A 19,825-nucleotide genomic window follows, 5' to 3' on the forward strand; every position below is an offset into this window, starting at 1 on the left:
CAAGCCACCGCCACCCGCCGTCCGGTCAGGCGGTGGCGCGTTTCGCCGCGAGACGCGCCGGGTCCGGCCAGCGGACGTCCCACACCAGGTGAACGGTCTCCATCATCTTGATCAGGTAGAAGCTGGTGTCGATCTGCCAGGGCCGCACCCCGTGCCGGGCCGAGGTCGGCTCGGCGTGATGCAGGTTGTGCCAGGATTCGCCCATCGACAGCAGGGCCAGCGGCCACACGTTGGTCGACCGGTCCCGCGACCGGTAGGGACGCGAGCCGAGGACGTGGCAGATGCTGTTCACCGACCACGTGACGTGGTGCAGCAGCGCGATACGGACCAGCCCGGCCCAGAAGAACGCCTCCAGCGCCGCGGCGAACGAACCCCCCCACAGGCCGCCGATCACGGCGGGCAGCGCGAGGCTGGCGAACGCGCACAGCGCGAACGAGCGGCTGACCTTCATGATGTCGGGATCGTCGAGCAGGTCCGGGGCGAACCGACGCTGGTCGGTCTGCTCGACGTCGAACAGCCAACCCACGTGGGCGTGCCAGAGACCCTTGATCAGCGACCACGTCCCCGGACCGTAACGCCACGGCGAGTGCGGGTCGCCCTCGGTGTCGCTGAAGGCGTGATGACGCCGGTGGTCGGCCACCCAGCGGATGACCGGACCCTCGATCGCCATGTTGCCGGCGACCGCCAACGCGATCCGCACCGGCCTGGACGTCCGGAAGCCGCGGTGGGTGAAGTAACGGTGAAAGCCGATCGTCACGCCGTGGCCGGTGATGCCGTAGAACACCACGGCGAGGACGACGTCCCGCCAGGAGATCCACTGCCCCCACATCGCCGGGATCGCGACCGCCAGGGCGACCAGCGGCACCACGATCGTCACCACCATCACGACCTGCTCGGCGTGGGCCTTCGCCATCGAGCGGGGCCGCGTGGCGTTACCGCGGCTGTTCGCGGGATCAGCCCGGCGGGGAACCGGACCCGTGGTGGGTTCGCGGTTGTCCCGCGGTGCCCGATTATCGCTCGGCGTCACCGTGTCGGTAGCGGTCATTGCCTCGTTCCATCCGTCGCGGCTGGCCCACTGTGCCGGCGCTCCATCCGCCACGGTAGCCCGCCGACATGACAACGTCCCCCCTCCTCCACGTCCGCCACGCAAACAAACCATCCGTCGCCGACCCGACCCGGATCGATCGGCACCGCCGCGCACCACGATCACCGACAGGTCGATGACAAGCCGATGACAAATAATGACATCCAATGACATTTAACGCCATCAGCCGACAGTCGGTGACAGTCAGTGACAGTCGGGCGACGAAGAGATGAACGACAGCCGGCCAAACCCGGTCCGGGACGCCCGCCCGCGCCGGCCGCCCGCGCCGGCCGGCGGGCCGGGTAGCCGGTGGCGGCCCGGCTTTTACCATCCGAGCCACCCCACGATGGTAGAGTTGGCGTGTTTTCTCGCGGTCCGCCGTAGTGTAATCGGCAGCACAGGAGATTTTGGTTCTCTTAGTCCACGTTCGAGTCGTGGCGGCGGAGCACTACCAGGCACCACCAGTAATACCATCGAAAAGAATATTCCGGAAGCACCGCCGCCGCACCATCACCACGGCGGTGGCCAGGCCCACATCATTTCCCGGTCCGGGGCCGGCGTGTTCCCGGGATGGCCGTGGCATCTGCCGGCGCCTTCCGGTCGACGAGTAGTGTGGGCGCCGTCGCCCCACCGCTGTCCAGGTCCGAAGACTCGGGAGATCGCGTGACATCATCACGTCCGGTGGCCGTCATCATCCTGGCAGCGGGCGAAGGCAAGCGCATGCGCTCGACGAGACCGAAGGTGCTGCACCACATCGCTGGGCGCTCCCTTCTCCACCACGTGCTGAGCGCGGCCGGAGCCCTCGCGGCGGCGCGTACCGCGGTCGTCGTGGGCCACGGCCGCGAACAGGTCGCGGCGATGCTGGCGGAGCAGGCTCCCGAGGTCGTCCCGGTCGTCCAGGACCGCCAACACGGCACGGGCCACGCCGTCCGGGTGGCCCTGGCGGCGCTCGGCGAGCTGGCGCCCGGCGACACGGTGGTCGTGCTGCCCGGCGACACCCCGCTGTTGACCAGCGCGACACTCACTGCCCTGGTGGCCCAGCACCATGCCCGGGCGGCCGCGGCGACGGTCCTGTCGGCCGTCATCGACGACGCCACCGGTTACGGCCGGGTGGTGCGCGACGGCGACGGCGCGGTCCGGGCCATCGTCGAGCATCGCGACGCCGACGCCGCCACCGCGACGATCCGAGAGATCAACACCGGCGTGTACGCGTTCGCAGCGGGCCCGCTCCAGACCGCGCTCGCGCGGCTGACCAGGGATAATGCTCAAGGCGAGGAGTACCTCACCGACGTCGTCGGGCTGCTGGTCGCCGCCGGGCAGCCGGTGGCCGCGCGGGTCGTGGACGATCCCGGCGAGGCCGGTGGGGTGAACGACCGCGTCCAGCTCGCCGCCGCCGGACGGGTGCTGCGGGACCGGATCGTCGAGGCGGCGATGCGCGCCGGCACCACCGTCGTCGACCCGCGGACCACCTGGATCGACGCCGACGTCACTCTCGAACCGGACACGACTATCGCCCCCAACACCTTCCTGCACGGCCGGACGCACGTCGCTCGCGGCGCCGTCATCGGCCCCGAATGCACCTTGACGGACACGACGGTAGGCGCGGGCGCGACCGTCCTGCGGACCACGGCCGAGCGGGCCGAGATCGGCGCCGGGGCCGTGGTCGGGCCTTACAGCCATCTCCGACCGGGCACCCGACTGGGCCGCGAAGGCAAGATCGGCTCCTTCGTCGAGACGAAGTCGGCCGATCTCGGGAACCAGACGAAGGTCCCGCATCTGGCGTATGTCGGCGACGCGGTGGTCGGCGAGCGCAGCAACATCGGATGCACGACGGTCTTCGTGAACTACGACGGGGTGGCCAAGCACCGCACGGTGATCGGCTCGGACGTCCGGATCGGCAGCGATACCATGCTCGTTGCTCCGGTCACGGTCGGGGACGGGGCCTACACCGGCGCCGGATCCGTGATCCGGGAGGACGTTCCGCCGGGCGCGCTGGCGGTCCGGGAGGGGCGGCAACGGATCATCGAAGGCTGGGTCTCCCGCCGCCGTCCCGGCAGCCCGGCGGCACGAGCGGCCGCCGCTGCCGGCGTCCAGGCCCCCGGCAGCGCCGGGGATCCCGAGCATCCCGATGAAATGCCGCAACCGTCCGCGGCCGAGGCCGCCGTGCCGATCCCAGCTCATCAGGGTGACGTGGCGCACCGGAGTGAGTTGCCGCATACCGGCGAGGGCGAGGCCGGCATCGCTGGCATTCCCGGCGCGGGGAGCAGAACGTAAAGAGACGTCCGTCCAAACCTTCTGGCCAGCGAGGGGATGCACACCGCCCGACCTGCCCCGCCCGGGTCGGCCGCCCGGGGTCCGCAGGCGGCGATCCGGGCACGTGGGTACCATCCCGCCTGCGCAAACAGGGGCGGGGCCGGGTATGCCCGAGTGTTGAACCGTGCAGCCTCACGGCCGTTCCCCCGGACGGGTCACCCGCCCGGGGGCTGCCCCCGCCAGCCCGATCACGCCAGCCCGATCATCCCGTCACGCCCGAGGAGTACGCGGTGGCCTACCAGACCGAGAACCGGCGCAATCTGATGCTCTTCGCGGGACGTTCGCACCCGGGCCTCACGGCGGAGGTCGCGGCCGCGCTCGACGTCGAGCCCGTCCCCACCCATGCCTACGAATTCGCCAGCGGCGAGATCTTCGTCCGCTTCTCCGAATCGGTTCGGGGCTGCGACGCCTTCGTGCTCCAGTGCCATTCGGCTCCGGTGAACACCTGGCTGATGGAACAGCTGATCATGGTGGACGCACTGAAGCGGGCCAGCGCCAAACGGATCACCGTCGTCGCGCCCTTCTACCCCTATGCGCGCCAGGACAAGAAGCACCGTGGCCGGGAGCCGATCTCGGCCCGCCTCGTCGCCGATTTGTTCAAGACCGCCGGCGCGCACCGGCTCATGTCGGTCGACCTGCACACCGCCCAGATTCAGGGCTTCTTCGACGGGCCGGTGGACCATCTCTTCGCGTTGCCGCTGCTCACCGACTACATCGAGTCCAAGCTGGACACGTCCGAGGTGACCGTCGTCGCCCCCGACTCGGGCCGGGTCCGCGTGGCCGAGCGGTGGACCGACCGGCTCGGCTGCCCGCTGGCCATCATCCACAAGCGGCGTGACCCGGACGTTCCCAACCAGGTGAAGATGTTCGACGTGGTCGGCGAGGTGCACGGACGGACCTGCGTCATCGTCGACGACATGATCGACACTGCCGGCACGATCACGAAGGCCGCGGAGTCACTCAAGGAGCACGGCGCGGCGGGCGTCATCGCGGCGGCAACCCACGGCGTGCTCTCCGGCCCCGCCGCCGACCGGCTGAAGAACTCGGAGATCAGCGAGGTCGTCCTCACGAACACGCTGCCCCTGCCCAGCGAGGCTCGCATCGACAAGATCACCGAACTGTCCATCGCCCCGCTGCTGGCCGCGGCCATCAAGGCCGTGTTCGAGGACGGGTCGGTGACCGGCCTGTTCGGCGGAGACGCCTGACCGAGGCTCGCATCCCCACCCCGCCGCGAGACAGGCGCGGGCAGGCGAACGGCCGCGGCGAACGACCTGGGGCGTCCCGGCGGCCGCCCCGCGTCCGTAGACTGCCCTGCCATGGCAGCGCAACAGCCGAAGGTGTCTCTCACCGGGATCAAGCCGACGGGCGAGCCGCACCTCGGCAACTACATCGGAGCGATCCGGCCGTCGCTGGAGCTCACCTCGGCCTACGAGTCGATCTACTTCGTCGCCGACTATCACGCCCTGACATCCGTGCGTAGTCGCGAGGAGTTGGCGAGCTATACCCGCTCGGTGGCGGCCACGTGGCTCGTGCTCGGGCTCGACCCGACGAGCACGATCTTCTACCGCCAGTCCGACGTCCCCGAGATCTTCGAGCTGACCTGGGTGCTGTCCTGCGTCACCGGCAAGGGTCTGATGAACCGGGCCCACGCCTACAAGGCGGCCCGTGACCGCAACGCCGAGGCCGGCGTCCCCGATCTGGACGCCGGCATCAACATGGGCCTGTTCAACTATCCGATTCTGATGGCCGTCGACATTCTCATCATGAATGCCGACGTGGTCCCCGTTGGCCAGGACCAGTCGCAGCATGTGGAATACGCCGCCGACATCGCCGGCTCCTTCAACCATCTGTTCGGCGACGTGTTCAGCCTGAAGATCCCGGAGGTGGTCCTCCCGGCCGGGAGCTCGGCGAAGGTACTGCCCGGCATCGACGGCCGCAAGATGAGCAAGTCATACCGGAACACAATCCCCCTCTTCGCGCCGGAGAAGCAGCTACGGAAACTCGTCCGTGGGATCGTGAGCGACAGCACACCGCTGGCGGACCCGAAGGACCCGGACAGTTCCGCGGCCTTCGTTCTGCTCGAGAACTTCGCGACTCCAGAAACGATCAAGGAGATGCGCGGCCGTCTGGAGCAGGGCGGCACCGGGTGGGGCGAGGTGAAGAACGCCCTGTTCGAGACGCTCAACGACTGGCTGTCACCGCTGCGGGAGCGCTACACCGAGCTCATCGCCCCGGACAGCGAGCTGGACGGCATCCTCGCGGCGGGTGCCGAGCGGGCCCGCGACCGGGCCCGGCCGGTGCTCGCCGGCGTCCGGCGCGCGATCGGGATCTCGCACCTCTGACCTCCCCCGCCGTTGCGCCCTTCCCCGCCGTTGCGCCCTTCCCCGCCGTTGCGCCGGGTGGCTCAGTTGCGCCGGGTGGCTCAGTCGGAGCGGGCGGCGCGGGCAGCGGCCAGCCGGCAGAAGGCCGCGATGTCGAGGGTCTCGCCCCGGGCACCGGGATCGACCTCGGCGGCACGCGCCAAGTCCCCGGCGGCGGCGGGCGATCCGGCCCAGGGCGCCAGGGCCGTACGCAGGGTCTTGCGGCGCTGCGCGAACGCGGCATCGATCGCGGCGAACACGTCCGCCCGCAGCCGCGCCGGACCGGGCAGGGGCCTGCGGGCGAAGGCCACCAGCCCTGAATCAACGTTCGGCTGCGGCCAGAAGACCGGTCTGGGCACCGCGCCGGCCGGCCGGCCGTGCGCGTACCAGGCCAGCTTGACGCTGGGCGCCCCATACACCCGGCTGCCCGGCGGCGCGGTGAGCCGGTCGGCAACCTCCGCCTGGACCATCACCAGCCCACGGCGCAGCGAGGGCAGCCGTTCCAGCAGCCCGAGCAGCAGCGGCACCGCGATGTTGTAGGGCAGGTTCGCGGCGAGCACCCCGGGCGCGGCCACGTCGGCGGGCAGGTCGGCCAGGGTGACCCGCAGACCGTCGGCGGCCACCACGCGCAACCGCTCGGCGACGTCGGCCGGCAGCCGGGCGGCCACGGTCACCGGCAGGGCCGCGGCGAGGGGGCGATCCACCTCGACGGCGACGACGGCCTTCGCCGCCTCGACGAGCCCCAGGGTCATCGACCCGAGTCCTGGCCCGATCTCCAGCACCGTGTCGTCCGGGCCGACGCCGGCGAGCCGCACCAACCGGCGGACGGTGTTCGCGTCAACGAGGAAGTTCTGTCCGCGCCGTTTCGTCGGCCGCAGGCCCAGCTCGTGCGCGAGGGCCCGAAGTTCAGCCGGCGAGAACAGCGCGTCGGTGTCTACCAGGGCCCGAACACCCGCTCCGCGTTCGCGGCGATGTGCGTGCCGAGCTCGGCGACGCCGACGCCGCGGGTCTCGGCCAGCACCCGCAGCGTCAGCGGAATGAGGTACGGGCCGCCGGGCCGGCCCCGCCAGGGGGTCGGGGTGAGGAACGGCGCGTCGGTCTCCACCAGGATGAGATCCGCCGGAGCGACGGCCGCCGCCTCCCGCAGATTGGCGGCATTGGAGAAGGTGACGTTGCCGGCGAACGACATCACGTACCCGGCGTCCGCGCAGATCTTCGCCATCGCCGTGTCCCCGGAGAAGGCGTGGAAGACGACCTTCTCCGGGGCGCCCTCCTCGGCGAGGATACGCAGCGTGTCGTCGTGGGCGTCCCGGTCGTGGATCATCAGCGCCCGGCCGGTCTCCTTGGCGATCGCGATGTGGCGCCGGAAGCTCTCCTGCTGCACGGCATGCGCCTCGGGTGGGGTGCGAAAGTAGTCCAGGCCCGTCTCGCCGACCGCGCGCACGCGATCGGCGCGGGCCAACTCGGCGATGGCGGCGAACGTCTCCTCGGTGACCCCCCGGGCCGCCTCGTTGGGATGAATCGCGACGGCGGCGTAGATCTCCGGATGCGCCGCGGCAACCTCGGCCTGCCATCTGCTGGTGGGCAGGTCGATGCCGACGGTGACGGCCCGCGTGACACCGACCGCCCGGGCCGCCGCGATCGCCGCCGGAACTTCGGTGCCCATCAGGTCGAGATGACAGTGGCTGTCGACCACGGCCACGGGAAGAGGGTCCGGCGGTGGCGGCGGATCACCCGACCGGCCAGAGTTTCGCGCCACCTCACCCGCCCTCTCGTGCCCGCCCTTCGTTTCCTGAGGTCTGAAGTCTACGACCGCCGCCGGGTGTGCCAGACAACCCGGCATGGGACGCTAATCGGGTGAGCAAGCGCAAGGACCCCACGCGATGACGACACCGTTGACCGTTGCCCTGGTCACCCCGCTGACCGGTCCCGATGCCGCCCAAGGCCTCGCCGGGCTACGAGGGGTCACCCTGTGGGCGCGTGACGAACGCCTCCCACTGCCCTGGGACGAGGTGAGTCTCACCGCCTACGACGCGTATCCCGATTCGGCCGCCGCCATGCGCGCCGCGGTGGCCGCGGGGCCGGACGCCCTGCTCGGACCCTACGGCCACCGGGCGGCACTCGCGGCCTGCGCCTCGACGGACCGGGTGGTCTTCAACACCGGCGCCCCGTCCACGCGCTTCGTCCGGCAGGCGTTCCCGAACGTCGTGAACATCGCCGCGGCCACCTCGACCTGGCCGCGCGGGGTCCTCGCCGCCGTACGGGCGGCCGATCGACGGGCCCGCAAGGTCGTCCTGCTCGCCTCCGGGGACACCGCCGTCGAGATCACATCGGTGACGAAGGCCGCCGCGGTGGCGCAGTCGTTCGAGGTGGCCTCGCACGTCTTCCCCCCGGGCAAGGCCGCCCTCGCCGCGACCCGGCTGCCCCCGGGCGACATCCTCATCGTCCACGCCGGCCCGGACGACGAGCTGGCGGCGGCGAACATCCTGCTGCGCCGGCCGTGGCGGGCGGCCGCTTTCTCCACGGCCGTCAGCGCGCAGGCCACCGCGAGCCTGGGCGACCTGCGCGAGCAGCTGCTGGCGCCGGGCAGCTGGATGCCCGAGAGCACCCAGCCGACCGCGACCGGCCCGACCGCGCGGGAGTTCACCGCCGACTTCACCGCCCTGCACGGCGTCGCGCCGACCGAAACGGCGGCCTGGGCCTACGTCACCGGGTTGATCCTGGGACGGGCCATTCGCTACTGCGGAGGCGTGCAGGATGCCTCCGTGCTCGCCGCCGCCCGGGGCATCGACACGACCACGTTGCTCGGTCGCTTCCGGCTGGACGAGGCGACGGGGCTCCAGGTCGGCCACCAGATCCCGATCGTGCAGTGGCAGGCCGGTGCCTCCCGGACGGTCTGGCCCCGTGAGTCGGCGCGGGCACCGTTCGCCCATCCCCGGCTGTTCACCAGCCGACCGGGGATGGCGTCTCGGACTTCGCCGGGGACGCCCACGCCCACGCCCACGCAGCCTCGGACGCCTCCGGCCTCACGCACACTCCCCACCACGTGAGTGGCTCTCCGCCGCCAGCGGACCGTCCGGGGCGGGTGAACCGTCCGGAGCGGGTGAACCGTCCGGAGCGGTGGACCACCCGGAGCGGGTGAACGGTGGTTGGTTCGGGTGCCGCCGTGGTACTGAGAAGCTCTACGGCGGCACCTGCGCGGGCCGCGGAGGGGGAAACATGACGGCGGGTCCACTCGGTCGTGTTCCCACGAGGCCGTGGCGCCGCCGGGCCGCGGTGGGCATCCTCGGCGGCCTGACGGTGGCCTTCGCGGTGGCGACGGCCCGGCTGTTCGTCTTTCCGCACCAGGATGCTCCCGCCCCGGTGGACGCGATCGTCATGTTCGCCGGGAGCCCGGGACGGCTCGAACGCGCCGTCGCACTCGCGCGGGCCGGCTACGCACCCGTGCTCGCGGTCTCGGCGCCGACGGAGAAGGACCCGTGCCCCGGGCCCATTCCCGGGGTGGAGGTGATCTGTTTCTCGCCCGATCCGCGGACGACCCAGGGCGAGTCGCGGTGGACCTCCGCGGCGGCGGCACGCCGCGGGTGGCATTCACTCATAGTCGTCGCCTCGACCTCGCAGAGCACGCGCGCCCGGCTGCGCCTCGCCCGTTGCTATGACGGCGAGACGCGGATGCAGGGGGTCCCGCCCCCCCGCCGGGCCTGGCCGTACGTGATCGCCTACGAGTGGGCGGCGCTGGGCAAGGCCCTCGTTCTCCAACGCCACTGCTGACCGCCGACCGTGCTCAGCGCCCGCCAGCCCGGTCCCCGGCCCGGACGGCGAGCTCCGCGGCATAGACCTCGTTGCGGGAGACGCCGTACTCGGCGGCCACGGCCTTGCGCGCGTCCTTCGGGGACATCCCCACCGAGGTTCGTCGGGCTACCTCGGCGACGAGGATCCTGCCGTCGATGATCGGTTCGGCCCCGCTCAGCCCGGCCCCGCCTGGTTCGGCCCCGCTCGGCTCGGCCCGGCCCCGGGCACCGCCGGCGACCACCAGCGTGAACTCCCCCCGGATGACCCGGCCGTCGGTGGCCCAGCCGAGCAGATCGGCGAGGTCGCCGCGGACGATCTCCTCGAAGGTCTTCGTCAGCTCGCGGCAGAGCACCGCCGGCCGGTCGGCGCCGAAGGCCGCGACGAGGTCGCGCAGGCCGGCCACGAGCCGGTGCGGGGACTCCAGGAACACCATCGTCCGCGGCTCGCCGGCCAGGTCGCGAAGGCGTCCACGCCGATCGCCGCCCTTGCGCGGCAGGAAGCCCTCGAAGGTCCAGCGGTCCGTCGGCAGCCCGCTGACGGCCAGGGCCGCGGTGACGGCGGACGGACCGGGAACGACGGTCACGGCCATCCCCGCGGCGGCGGCCGCGGCCACGACCCGGAACCCGGGGTCGGAGACGGCGGGCATCCCGGCGTCGGTGACGAGCGCGACGGTGGCGCCCTGGCGCAGGTAGTCGGTGAGCTGGGCGGCCCGGGCGCCTTCCACCGCGTCGTAGCACGACACGATCCGCCCGGACACCGTCACGCCGAGCGCGTGCGCCAGCCGTAGGACCCGGCGGGTGTCCTCGGCGGCGATCACATCCGCGGTGGCGAGGATCTCGCCGAGCCGAGGGCTGGCGTCCCGGACGTCGCCGATGGGGGCACCGCACAGCACCAGGGTCCCGGACACCCGACCAGTCTGTCAGGAGCCAGGACCTACCCTGATCGGTGTGACGGCGACGACGGCTCACCTGCCCTGGACGGCGACCGGTCGCGGGGACGCGGCGCGGGTGACCGGCCCGGGTTCCGCCGGCCCGGCCGGCGGTCGGGCGCTCTCGGTGCGTGAGCGGCTGTGTCCACCGATGCCGCGGTCGCCGCTCATGGGGTGGCTGGCGACCCTGTCCGTCGCGATCGTCGCCGGGCTGCTGCGTTTTTGGCACCTCACGGAGCCCCGCGGGATCTACTTCGACGAGGTCTACTACACCAAGGACGCCTGGGGCCTGCTGACGGCCGGGTATGAGATCAACTCGACGACCTGTTCCGGTCCGGCCTACGTCGTCCATCCGCCGTTCGGCAAATGGCTGATGGCCGCCTCCGAGGGCCTGTTCGGCTATACCGACTGTGCCGGGGTCCCGCACGGCAGTCCGGAGCTCGGCTGGCGGTTCTCGTCCGCGCTGTTCGGGACGCTCGCCGTCCTGGTCCTCGCCCGCGCCGCCCGACGGATGTTCCGCTCCACGCTCCTGGGCTGCTTCGCCGGTCTGCTCCTCGCCCTCGACGGGCTGGAGTTCGTGCAGAGCCGCATCGGGATCCTCGACATCTTCCTGATGACCGGCGTCGTCGTAGCGCTGGCCTGTCTGCTGCTCGACCGGGACGACGGCCGCCGCCGGCTCGCCGACCGGCTGGAACCGGTTGGTTCCAGCCCCGGCTCAGCACCCCTGGGGGACGAGGCCGCCGGCCCGGACGGCGGTACGGACGCCGGCCCGGACGGCGGCCCGACCACGACGGCTCCGCCCACCCGGGCCGACCGCCTCCTCGACATGTACGGGCCGCGGCTGGGGTTCCGCCCCTGGCGGCTGGCCTGCGGAGCGGCCCTGGGACTGTCCATGGGGGTGAAGTGGAGCGCCCTCTACACGATCATCGGCTTCGCGGCGCTCGCCCTCGCGTGGGACATCGGAGCACGGCGCACCGGCGGAGCCCGCCGACCCGTGCTGGGAGCACTGCGCCGGGACAGCCCGGCCTGGTTCGCCGCGTTCGTACTCGTCCCCATCGTGACCTTCCTCGCCACCTGGACCGGCTGGTTCGTCACCGACGGCGGCTACTACCGCCACTACTACGGCAACGGTTTCGGCGCCGCGTGGCACGGCTGGTGGAAGTACCAGATGGCGGTGCTGAAGTTCCACGAGGGACTCCACGAGGGGCACGCCTTCGCGTCGCATCCGATGAGCTGGCTGGTGATGGCGCGGCCGGTCGCGTACTACTACTCCTCGCCGGCGTACGGGACCTCGGGCTGCCACGATCCGGCCGGCTGCTCCCGGGAGGTCATCGCCCTGGGCAACCCGGCGATCTGGTGGGTCGGCACGGCGGCACTGGTCGCGATGCTCGCCTGGTGGGTCTCCCGGCGGGACTGGCGGGCGGCCCTGGTGCTGGTCGGGTTCGGCTCGGCCTTCGTGCCGTGGCTGCTGTTCCCGAACCGCACGATGTTCTTCTTCTACGCGCTGCCGTCGCTGCCGTTCCTGGTCCTCGCCATCACGGCGCTGGCCGGGCTCGTCCTCGGCCCGCGCGAGGCGTCGGAGACCCGCCGCCTGGTCGGGGCGCTGTCGGTCGGGGTCTACACGATCATCGTCGTGCTGCTCTTCGCGTACTTCTACCCGATCCTGGCCGCCGAGGTGATCCCCTACTCCTCGTGGCGCGCCCGGATGTGGTTCCCGGGCTGGATCTGACAGGACACCACACCAGGCCCACAGCGCCGACCCGTGGACCCCCGACGAGGCCCCACGGCGTCGCCTCAACGTGATCCGACTCACGGCTCCGCACCCCATTCGTGGCATCACCACCGTAGGCGATGCAACCATTACGAATCGGCAAGCTGGAACGGCGACAGCCGCGGCGACAGGGGTTATCGAAGTTGGACGGTCACGAAGAGTCGGACCAGGATGCCACTAGCAGCACCGCCCTGGCCCTTGAACGGGGGGGTCGCGTACAGCTCGAGAAGTCGATCCGAGAGGGTGGGGTGGTCACCATGCCCCGAGGCCGTGCGGCAGTGAGCGCCCAAACGGGCCTCCCTCCGACCTCCAACCACCGGAGACGGGTGTCGGGCGGGCCGAGACTGGGAGGAACCACCATGGCGGATGTGTCGGTACGCTTCGCGATGACCGATGACAGCGAGATCGTGCTGAACCTGTCGCTGACCCAGGCGATCCGGCTCACGGAGGCGATCGCGTCGAAGGTCAGCCAGGCGATGACCGAGCAGCCGCGAGCCGGCATGAACGGCAACGCCTACGGCCCCGGGGTGCGCCCCGGCCCCTACTCGACGTCCTGAGCCATCCGGCACCGAGCCGGGCTTGTCCCCCCGGTGTCGGGCTATCCCCCGGTCAGCTGGGCGATCAGGGCCCGCAGCAGGTCGAGATCCCGGCGGCGCAGCTCGGCGACGGACGACGGATCCGGCCGCGTGGAGGCCAGCGCCGCACGCACCGAGCGCAGCTTGCCGCGCAGGATCTCCACGTCGGCGGGTGTCAGTAGACCGTCGCGCAGGACCAGCACGACGTGGCCACCGTGCTGCACCACGTCCACCGGCTCGACCATCGGCAGCGTGACGACCCGGATACCGACGGGTGCCTCCTGGTCGTAGACGAGGCACAGCTGGTCCTCCGCCATCACCTCCGCGGTGCCGTCGTCCCACAGCACAGTCGCTCGGGCCGTGACGGGGGTCACGCCGCGGGCCGACTCGACCCGCACGGGGTCGGCGTTCCCGGCCGGTTCGCGACGGCCGGCCGGGTGGACGGCGAGTACCGTGCCGCGCCGCGACCAGACCCCGCCACCGAGGTCGTCAACGGGGAAGACCCGGTCACCCCGGGCGAACATCACCAACGCGGCACGACCGTCCTCGGCGATCGGCGGGTGGGCGGCCATGGCGTGATCGTAGGTGGCCACTGTGAGGGCCCGAGCGCCGAGACCCCACCAGGGCGCATCCGCAACACCCGCACACCCGCGCCGGGAACCACCGTTTCGCACCGGTGAACCGGTGCCAACGATCCTGGTAGCCACCGATGTGGCCGCGAACCACCGCCGGCATCGCACGTTCACCGGCTCGCCGCGGCCACTGTGGCTTATGCCCGGTGATGGTCCCGTGGACTCCGCCACGGGTTACCTTCGCCTGGTTGCCACCGAATCGCGTGGCGACCGGCGGCGGTCGGAGGACGCGGGCGGCTCCTAGCGGGCCGCGGCGACACGGTCCATCCTCCCCCCTGTCCGCAACCCCCACGGCCGACCTCGGCCGGTCACGCTTCGCGGAGCCCACGAATGCCCGACACCGACTATCCGCCCATCGAAGAGCACGCGGTCATCGGCGACCTGCGTACCGTGGCCCTGGTCGCCACGGACGGCACGATCGACTGGTACTGCCCGCAGCGCTTCGACGCGCCGTCGGTTTTCGCGAGTCTGCTGGACGCCGACCGTGGCGGATCGTTCCGTATCCACTGTCCGGACTCCCGGGCCAGGCAGCTCTACCTCCCCGACTCGAACATCCTGATGACCCGTTTCCTCGCCCCCCGCGCGGTCGGTGAGGTCATCGACTTCATGGTCCCGGTGGACAGCGACGTCACCGAGACACCGCACGTCGTGGTCCGCCAGGCCCGAGCGGTGCGTGGAACCGCCACGTTCCGGCTGCGCTGCGACCCCCGGTTCGACTACGGCCGGGCCCCGCACACCGTCACCCTGGTGCCTGGTTCGGGCGCGGTGTTCGAGTCGACCGCCGGCACCCTTGTGCTGCGCACGGCCCTGCCGCTGCGCGTCGAGGCCACGGCCGTGGTCGCCGAGTTCGAGCTGGCGATGGGCGAGTGTGCCGACATCGTGCTCGAATGGAACTCGACCATCCGCCCATTGATCATCGGCGAGGCGGAGACGTTGTTCACCCGGACGCTGAACTACTGGCAGGCCTGGATCCGGCGCGGGCGCTATCACGGCCGGTGGCGGGAGATGGTGCTACGCAGCGCTCTCGTCCTCAAACTGCTCGTCTACCGGCCCACCGGGGCGCTGGTGGCCGCGCCGACCACCTCGCTACCCGAGGAGCTCGGCGGCGTGCGCAACTGGGACTACCGCTACACCTGGATCCGCGACGCGGCCTTCACGGTGTACGCGCTGATGGCGCTCGGATTCACCGACGAGACCGCGGCGTTCATGGACTGGCTCGAACAGCGATGTCACGAGGCACCCAAGCACTGCGGGCTCTACGTGCTCTACAGCGTGGACGGCAACGCCGACCTGGACGAGCTGGTCCTCGACCAGCTGTCCGGCTATCGCGGCTCGAAGCCGGTGCGCATCGGCAACGCCGCCGCCACGCAGCTCCAGCTCGACATCTACGGCGAGCTGATGGACTCGGTGTACCTGTACAACAAGCAGGTCCCGATCTCCTTCCAGCTCTGGGAGGCGCTGGGCCGCCAGCTCGACTGGCTGGCCAGGCACTGGGACGAACCGGACGAGGGCATCTGGGAGACCCGGGGTGGGCGCCAGCGCTTCACCTACTCGGCCGTGATGACCTGGGTCGCCTTCGAACGGGCCTGCCGGATCTCGCGCCAGCGCGGCCTGCCCGGGCCGACGAACGAATGGAAGGACTACGCCGGGCGGGCCTACCGGTTCGTCCAGAACGAGGCGTGGAACCCCGCCCGCGGCGCCTACATGGAGTTCCCCGGCTCACCACGGATGGACGCATCCCTGCTGTGCATGCCGCTGGTGAAGTTCTCCGGCCCCACCGACCCCCGGTTCCTGTCGACCCTGGAACGGTTCAGCGGGGACCTGGTCAGCGACAGTCTGGTGCGCCGGTACGCCGCGGACGGCAGCGACGGCCTCACGGGTGACGAGGGCACCTTCAACCTGTGCTCGTTCTGGTACGTGGAGGCACTGACCCGGGCCGGTCGGGTCGCCGAGGCCCGGATGGTCTTCGAGAAGATGCTCACCTACGCCAACCATGTGGGGCTCTACGCCGAGGAGATCGGTTCCTCCGGGGAAGCGCTCGGCAACTTCCCGCAGGCGTTCACCCACCTCGCCCTGATCAGTGCCGCGATCCATCTCGACCGCGCGCTGGGGTGACCGACCCGAGGACAGGTGCGCGGTGACCACAGGTACGCGGTGACCACAGGTGCGCGGTGACCACAGGCGGTTTCCGGTGCCGGCGCGGCACGGCAGGATAGGCGGCGAGGACACGCACCGGAGCCGATAGCCTGAAGATCGGCACCGATGTTCGGAATGCGGGATCCTTCAAGGTCGGGATCCTCCGGGGTGCGGGATACGAGGGGCGAGGTCATGGCGGGACTGGACCGTTTCCGGGTGGTCGTGGAATCCGGGCGCGGAGATCGGACGGGAGTGGTCGTCCGGCTGCCCGGCGCACTCATCGTCGCCTGTGCCGGCCGGGCGGAGACGGCCGAGACGACCACCAGGCTGCTGGCGCTGTGCGCCGAGGTCGCTGCCGAGGTGGGCGCCACCGCGTCGACCATGGGTCGCCGGCTGGTGCGTCGGGTCGCGGGGCTGCTGGCCGATGCCGATCCGGATCGGGTGCCCGACTTCAGCCTGCTGACCACGGTCAATGACCGGGTCGCCGCGCTGGTCCACGGGGCGATGGACGTCGTCGCGACGGGCAGCTGCGGAGTGACGCTCTCCGGCGTCGACTCGGCCACGTGGGTCGACCGGCTACTGCCCACCGAGATCAGCCGGATCGACGTCGGCCCCACCGGCCTGGTCGGGCCGACGGGTTTCCCCGGCGGGCTCGGCGATCTCGGTTTCCCGCTTGACCTGCGCATCGGGGCCGTGCCCGGGATCGGGGTGAGTCTGCTGCTCAGCGACACGCCGTCGCTGCCCGCGCCGAAGGCCTCCGCCGAGCAGCTGCTCGCCGGATTCGATCCGGTCCGGGAGCCGATGACCGGCGCCGCGCCCATCCCCACGCCGGGAACCCGCGCCCCCGATCCGATGCCGACCACCCCGCCGGCGCTCGCCCCCCTGCTCAGCAAGGAGGAGGAGGCCCATCGACGCCGCGCCGCCGCCGAACCGACGCAGGCGGCCGACCTCGACGAGCTCGACGAGCTCGACGAAGATCCGCCCACCGAGCTGGCCCAGCGTGACTCGGTCCCGCGTGCCGGGAGCGATCTGGGTGGCAGGCACGGCCACGCCGGGCCCGTCGGCCACCGCGAGGGCCTCTCCGACGGTCTGGGCGACGACCTCACCGACGACGAGCACGACGCCCTGACCCAGCTCCCGGGCCAGAGCTTCACCGTCTCCGACCTCATCGAGGACGACGAGGCACCGACGATGCTGCCGAGCAGCGGCGAGCCTCAGGTCGAGGGTGTGCTGTGCGCCAACGGCCACTTCAACCACCCGCAGGCGCCGTACTGCTCCGAGTGCGGCCTGTCGCTCGCCCAGCAGAACACCCGCACGGTCTGGGGTCCCCGGCCGCCCGTCGGCGTCCTCGTCTTCGACGACGGCCAGACCATGAACGTCGACATGGACCTGGTGATCGGCCGCCAGCCGGACCGCGACGATGCGGTCCGGGCCGGGAAGGCACGGGCGCTGCCGGTCGAGGACGGTGAGAGCGCCGTCTCCCGGGTGCATGCCGTCATCACCCTCAACGGTTGGGACGCGGTCATCACCGACCAGGGTTCGGCGAACGGCACCTACATCGCCCCGCCGGAGGCGACCGTGTGGACGCCGCTGAGCCCGCACCAGCCGGCTCCCCTGATCCCCGGCACCCGCGTGCAGGTGGGCAAGCGGACGTTCGTCTTCAACTCCCACCTGCACGTTTGACCACCTGCCCGGGCAACCCACCCGCCCAGCCGAGGGGATCATGACGACGACGGACGACAACCGGCCAGCCGGCAACGACCCGCCGGCCAGCGATGGCGATGCGGCGCGCGGGAGTGACGCGCGGCCGCGGCGCCGCTGGGCCCGAAGCCGGCTGTGGTGGACGCCGATGGTGCTCGCCGTGCTGGCCGGCCTGCTGGCGGCCGGCGCGGCGCTGGGCAACCTCGCCAGCCGGTCACCGGACGAGGGGTCGGTCGATGTCGGCTTCGCCCGGGACATGTCCGAGCATCACGCCCAGGCCGTGCAGATGGCCATGATCGAGTTCAGTCACGGCGGTGACCAGGACACCCGCAGCGTGGCCCAGGACATCGCGCTGACCCAGCAACGCGAGATCGGCATCATGTCCTCATGGCTGTCCGGATGGGGGCGGCCCCAGTCCACCTCCGGGACACCGATGCGGTGGATGCGGGACTCCCGCACCGTCAACGGCGCCTCGGGCGGGCATGACGGTCATGCCGGGCCTGGCGCCGCCATGCCCGGCATGGACCTGCCGGGCCTGGCCGGGGGTGCGGCGCAGGACGCGTCCAGCGACCCGCGGGACACCGCGCGCATGCCGGGCATGGCGACCCCCGCCGAACTGCAACGGCTGGCCTCGATCCGGGGCCATGACCTCGACGTCCTCTTCCTTACCCTGATGGTGCACCACCATCAGGGGGGGCTGGCCATGGCCCAGTACGCGGCGATGCACGCCGGTGAGGACCGGGTACGGGCGATGGCCAGGGCGATGGTGCTCGCCCAGTCAATGGAGATCGACCAGATGCAGCGCGATCTGGTACGCCTCGGCGCGCCTCGGGCCTGACCGGCGAACCCACCTACTGTCACGACGAAACCGGCTTTGTATAGTCGGGTGGGACTAACCGGACTCGGGGAAGGCAGCCCCCTCGTCGCAGGGCAGGGGAGGCCGCCGCCGTGCCTGATGTAACCGCCCGAGAGGCCGCCGACGCCGGGGGCTCCGTTCGCCGGACGGCCCCCAGCGGCCCCTGGTACTCCCGCCGCCGCACCGGCCGCTGGCCGGGAGTTCGTCACATCCGGGTGGAACTGCTCGCCGGCCTGGTGACCGCGCTCGCGCTGATCCCGGAGACGATCTCCTTCTCCGTGGTGGCGGGGGTCGATCCGAAGGTCGGTCTGTTCGCGTCGTTCACCATCTCGGTGGTCATCGCGTTCACCGGCGGACGCCCGGCGATGATCTCGGCGGCGGCAGGCTCCATGGCCCTCGTCGCCGCCCCCCTGGTCCGCGATCACGGCCTGAACTACCTGCTGGCGACGACCATCGGGGTGGGCCTGCTGATGTTTGTGCTCGGCCGGCTCGGGGTGGCACGGTTGATGCGGTTCGTCCCGCAGAGCGCGATGATCGGCTTCGTCAACGCGCTGGCCATCCTCATCTTCACCGCGCAGATGCCGCACGTGATCGGCAAGTCGTGGCAGGTCTACGCCCTCGTCGCCGCGGGCCTCGCTATCCTGCTGGCTCTCCCCCGCCTGACCAGAGCGGTCCCGCCGCCGCTCGTGGCGGTGGCGGTCCTCACCCTCGTCACCGCCGGTTTCGACATCTCCGTCCCTACCGTCGGCGACGAGGGCCGGCTGCCGAGCTCACTGCCCGTCCCCGGTGTGCCCGACGTGCCGCTGACCTGGGAGACACTGCGGATCATCGCCCCGTACGTGGTGGCGCTCACCGCCGTCGGCTTGGTGGAGACGCTGCTGACCGCGCAGATCGTGGACCGGTTGACCGACACCACGCATGACCCGAACCGCGAATCCTGGGGCCTGGGTGTCGCCAACATCGTCAACGGGTTCTTCGGCGGGATGGGCGGCTGCGCCATGATCGGCCAGACGATGGTGAACGTCAACTCGGGCGGGCGGGGCCGGCTGTCGACCTTCGCCGCCGGCGGTTTCCTGCTCATGCTGGTCGTCCCGCTGCGCGACCTCGTGCGGGTCATCCCGATGTCGGCGCTGGTCGCGGTGATGATCCTGGTGTCGGTCATGACCTTCGAGTGGCGCAGCATCCAGCCCTCGACGCTGCGCCGGATGCCCCGCGGCGAGACCGCGGTCATGGTGGCGACCGTCGCCGTCGTGGTGCCCACCCACAACCTCGCCTACGGCGTCGGGGTGGGCGTCATGCTGGCCGCGTTGCTGTTCACCCGCCGGGCCGCGAACCTGGCGCTGGTGACCAGCGTGCTCGACCCGGAGGGCCGGGAGAGGATCTACGTCGTCCAGGGCACGCTGTTCTTCGCATCGACCAGTGATCTGGTGAACGCCTTCGACTACGCGTGCGACCCCGAACGGGTGGTCATCGACCTCTCGGAGGCCCACCTTCTCGACTCGGCGGCGGTCACCGCCCTCGACGACGTGCGCGCGAAGTACCGCGAACGCGGCACGCAGGTGAACCTGGTCGGGGTGAACGCCCGCAGTGCCGCTCTGCTGCACAAGCTGTCCGCCGAGCCGGCGCAGGTGGAACCGGCACCGACCGAACCGGCACCGACCCGCGTCCGGTGAGGTC

16 protein-coding genes are annotated in these 19,825 nt (G+C 71.4%); 11 read left to right on the plus strand and 5 right to left on the minus strand.

Features of this window, described 5'->3' with window-relative positions; genetic code table 11:
- Positions 1-25: 25 nt before the first annotated feature.
- Positions 26-1,045 carry an acyl-CoA desaturase gene (locus BMG523DRAFT_RS03090; RefSeq protein ID WP_035909304.1) on the minus strand — a complete coding sequence of 340 codons (1,020 nt, stop codon included), beginning with the start codon at positions 1,043-1,045 and terminating at the stop codon, positions 26-28.
- Positions 1,046-1,747: 702 nt separating this feature from the next.
- On the opposite strand from BMG523DRAFT_RS03090, the gene glmU reads away from it, so the two are divergent.
- The 3 genes from glmU to BMG523DRAFT_RS03110 all read left to right on the plus strand — a co-directional run bounded on the left by glmU (position 1,748) and on the right by BMG523DRAFT_RS03110 (position 5,739).
- Complete coding sequence (glmU, locus tag BMG523DRAFT_RS03100; protein ID WP_083494715.1) at positions 1,748-3,358, plus strand: bifunctional UDP-N-acetylglucosamine diphosphorylase/glucosamine-1-phosphate N-acetyltransferase GlmU; 1,611 nt, start codon at positions 1,748-1,750, stop codon at positions 3,356-3,358.
- A gap of 269 nt (positions 3,359-3,627) precedes the next feature.
- Positions 3,628-4,602 (plus strand): ribose-phosphate diphosphokinase, encoded by a 975-nt coding sequence (locus tag BMG523DRAFT_RS03105; protein ID WP_011438336.1) that lies wholly within the window; start codon positions 3,628-3,630, stop codon positions 4,600-4,602.
- Between the two features lie 111 nt (positions 4,603-4,713).
- Positions 4,714-5,739: a tryptophan--tRNA ligase gene (locus BMG523DRAFT_RS03110; protein ID WP_011438337.1), complete on the plus strand. Its 1,026-nt coding sequence runs from the start codon at positions 4,714-4,716 to the stop codon at positions 5,737-5,739.
- A gap of 80 nt (positions 5,740-5,819) precedes the next feature.
- Here the strand turns inward: BMG523DRAFT_RS03110 and rsmA are convergent, their stop codons facing one another.
- Both rsmA and BMG523DRAFT_RS03120 read right to left on the minus strand, forming a co-directional pair.
- Positions 5,820-6,575 (minus strand): 16S rRNA (adenine(1518)-N(6)/adenine(1519)-N(6))-dimethyltransferase RsmA, encoded by a 756-nt coding sequence (rsmA, locus tag BMG523DRAFT_RS03115; RefSeq protein WP_304437753.1) that lies wholly within the window; start codon positions 6,573-6,575, stop codon positions 5,820-5,822.
- A 116-nt stretch (positions 6,576-6,691) separates the two neighbouring features.
- Complete coding sequence (locus BMG523DRAFT_RS03120; RefSeq protein ID WP_011438339.1) at positions 6,692-7,516, minus strand: TatD family hydrolase; 825 nt, start codon at positions 7,514-7,516, stop codon at positions 6,692-6,694.
- A gap of 124 nt (positions 7,517-7,640) precedes the next feature.
- Here BMG523DRAFT_RS03120 and BMG523DRAFT_RS03125 point away from each other — a divergent pair, with 124 nt between their 5' ends.
- The gene (locus BMG523DRAFT_RS03125) at positions 7,641-8,807 is read left to right on the plus strand and encodes an ABC transporter substrate-binding protein (RefSeq protein WP_043590288.1); all 1,167 of its coding nucleotides are present in this window, start codon (positions 7,641-7,643) and stop codon (positions 8,805-8,807) included.
- A gap of 169 nt (positions 8,808-8,976) precedes the next feature.
- Positions 8,977-9,528, plus strand: coding sequence for a YdcF family protein (locus BMG523DRAFT_RS03130; protein ID WP_023840053.1), 552 nt, complete (start codon positions 8,977-8,979; stop codon positions 9,526-9,528).
- A 13-nt stretch (positions 9,529-9,541) separates the two neighbouring features.
- On the opposite strand, the gene rsmI is transcribed toward BMG523DRAFT_RS03130, so the two are convergent.
- Positions 9,542-10,456, minus strand: a complete 915-nt coding sequence (gene rsmI / locus BMG523DRAFT_RS03135; RefSeq protein WP_035732497.1) for a 16S rRNA (cytidine(1402)-2'-O)-methyltransferase — start codon at positions 10,454-10,456, stop codon at positions 9,542-9,544.
- A 40-nt stretch (positions 10,457-10,496) separates the two neighbouring features.
- Here rsmI and BMG523DRAFT_RS03140 point away from each other — a divergent pair, with 40 nt between their 5' ends.
- Positions 10,497-12,206: a dolichyl-phosphate-mannose--protein mannosyltransferase gene (locus BMG523DRAFT_RS03140; protein ID WP_011438343.1), complete on the plus strand. Its 1,710-nt coding sequence runs from the start codon at positions 10,497-10,499 to the stop codon at positions 12,204-12,206.
- Between the two features lie 401 nt (positions 12,207-12,607).
- Entirely contained in the window at positions 12,608-12,805 is a 198-nt protein-coding gene (locus BMG523DRAFT_RS03145) for a hypothetical protein (protein WP_006541195.1), read from the plus strand.
- 41 nt (positions 12,806-12,846) lie between these two features.
- Here BMG523DRAFT_RS03145 and BMG523DRAFT_RS03150 read toward each other — a convergent pair whose 3' ends face one another.
- A complete protein-coding gene (locus BMG523DRAFT_RS03150) occupies positions 12,847-13,395 on the minus strand; it encodes a hypothetical protein (RefSeq protein WP_035909299.1) in 549 nt (182 codons plus the stop codon).
- 390 nt (positions 13,396-13,785) lie between these two features.
- Between BMG523DRAFT_RS03150 and BMG523DRAFT_RS03155 the strand changes: the two genes are divergently transcribed.
- The 4 genes from BMG523DRAFT_RS03155 (at position 13,786) to BMG523DRAFT_RS03170 (ending at position 19,821) form a co-directional block, all read left to right on the plus strand.
- Entirely contained in the window at positions 13,786-15,570 is a 1,785-nt protein-coding gene (locus BMG523DRAFT_RS03155; protein WP_011438346.1) for a glycoside hydrolase family 15 protein, read from the plus strand.
- A gap of 213 nt (positions 15,571-15,783) precedes the next feature.
- A complete protein-coding gene (locus BMG523DRAFT_RS03160) occupies positions 15,784-17,274 on the plus strand; it encodes an FHA domain-containing protein (protein ID WP_023840051.1) in 1,491 nt (496 codons plus the stop codon).
- Positions 17,275-17,314: 40 nt separating this feature from the next.
- On the plus strand, positions 17,315-18,130 hold the full coding sequence (locus BMG523DRAFT_RS03165; RefSeq protein WP_011438348.1) for a DUF305 domain-containing protein: 816 nt from the start codon (positions 17,315-17,317) through the stop codon (positions 18,128-18,130).
- A 233-nt stretch (positions 18,131-18,363) separates the two neighbouring features.
- A complete protein-coding gene (locus BMG523DRAFT_RS03170) occupies positions 18,364-19,821 on the plus strand; it encodes a SulP family inorganic anion transporter (protein ID WP_235462833.1) in 1,458 nt (485 codons plus the stop codon).
- The last annotated feature ends 4 nt before the right edge of the window (positions 19,822-19,825 follow it).

Source organism: Frankia sp. BMG5.23, from assembly GCF_000685765.2.
In the GTDB taxonomy this organism is placed as follows: domain Bacteria; phylum Actinomycetota; class Actinomycetes; order Frankiales; family Frankiaceae; genus Frankia; species Frankia casuarinae.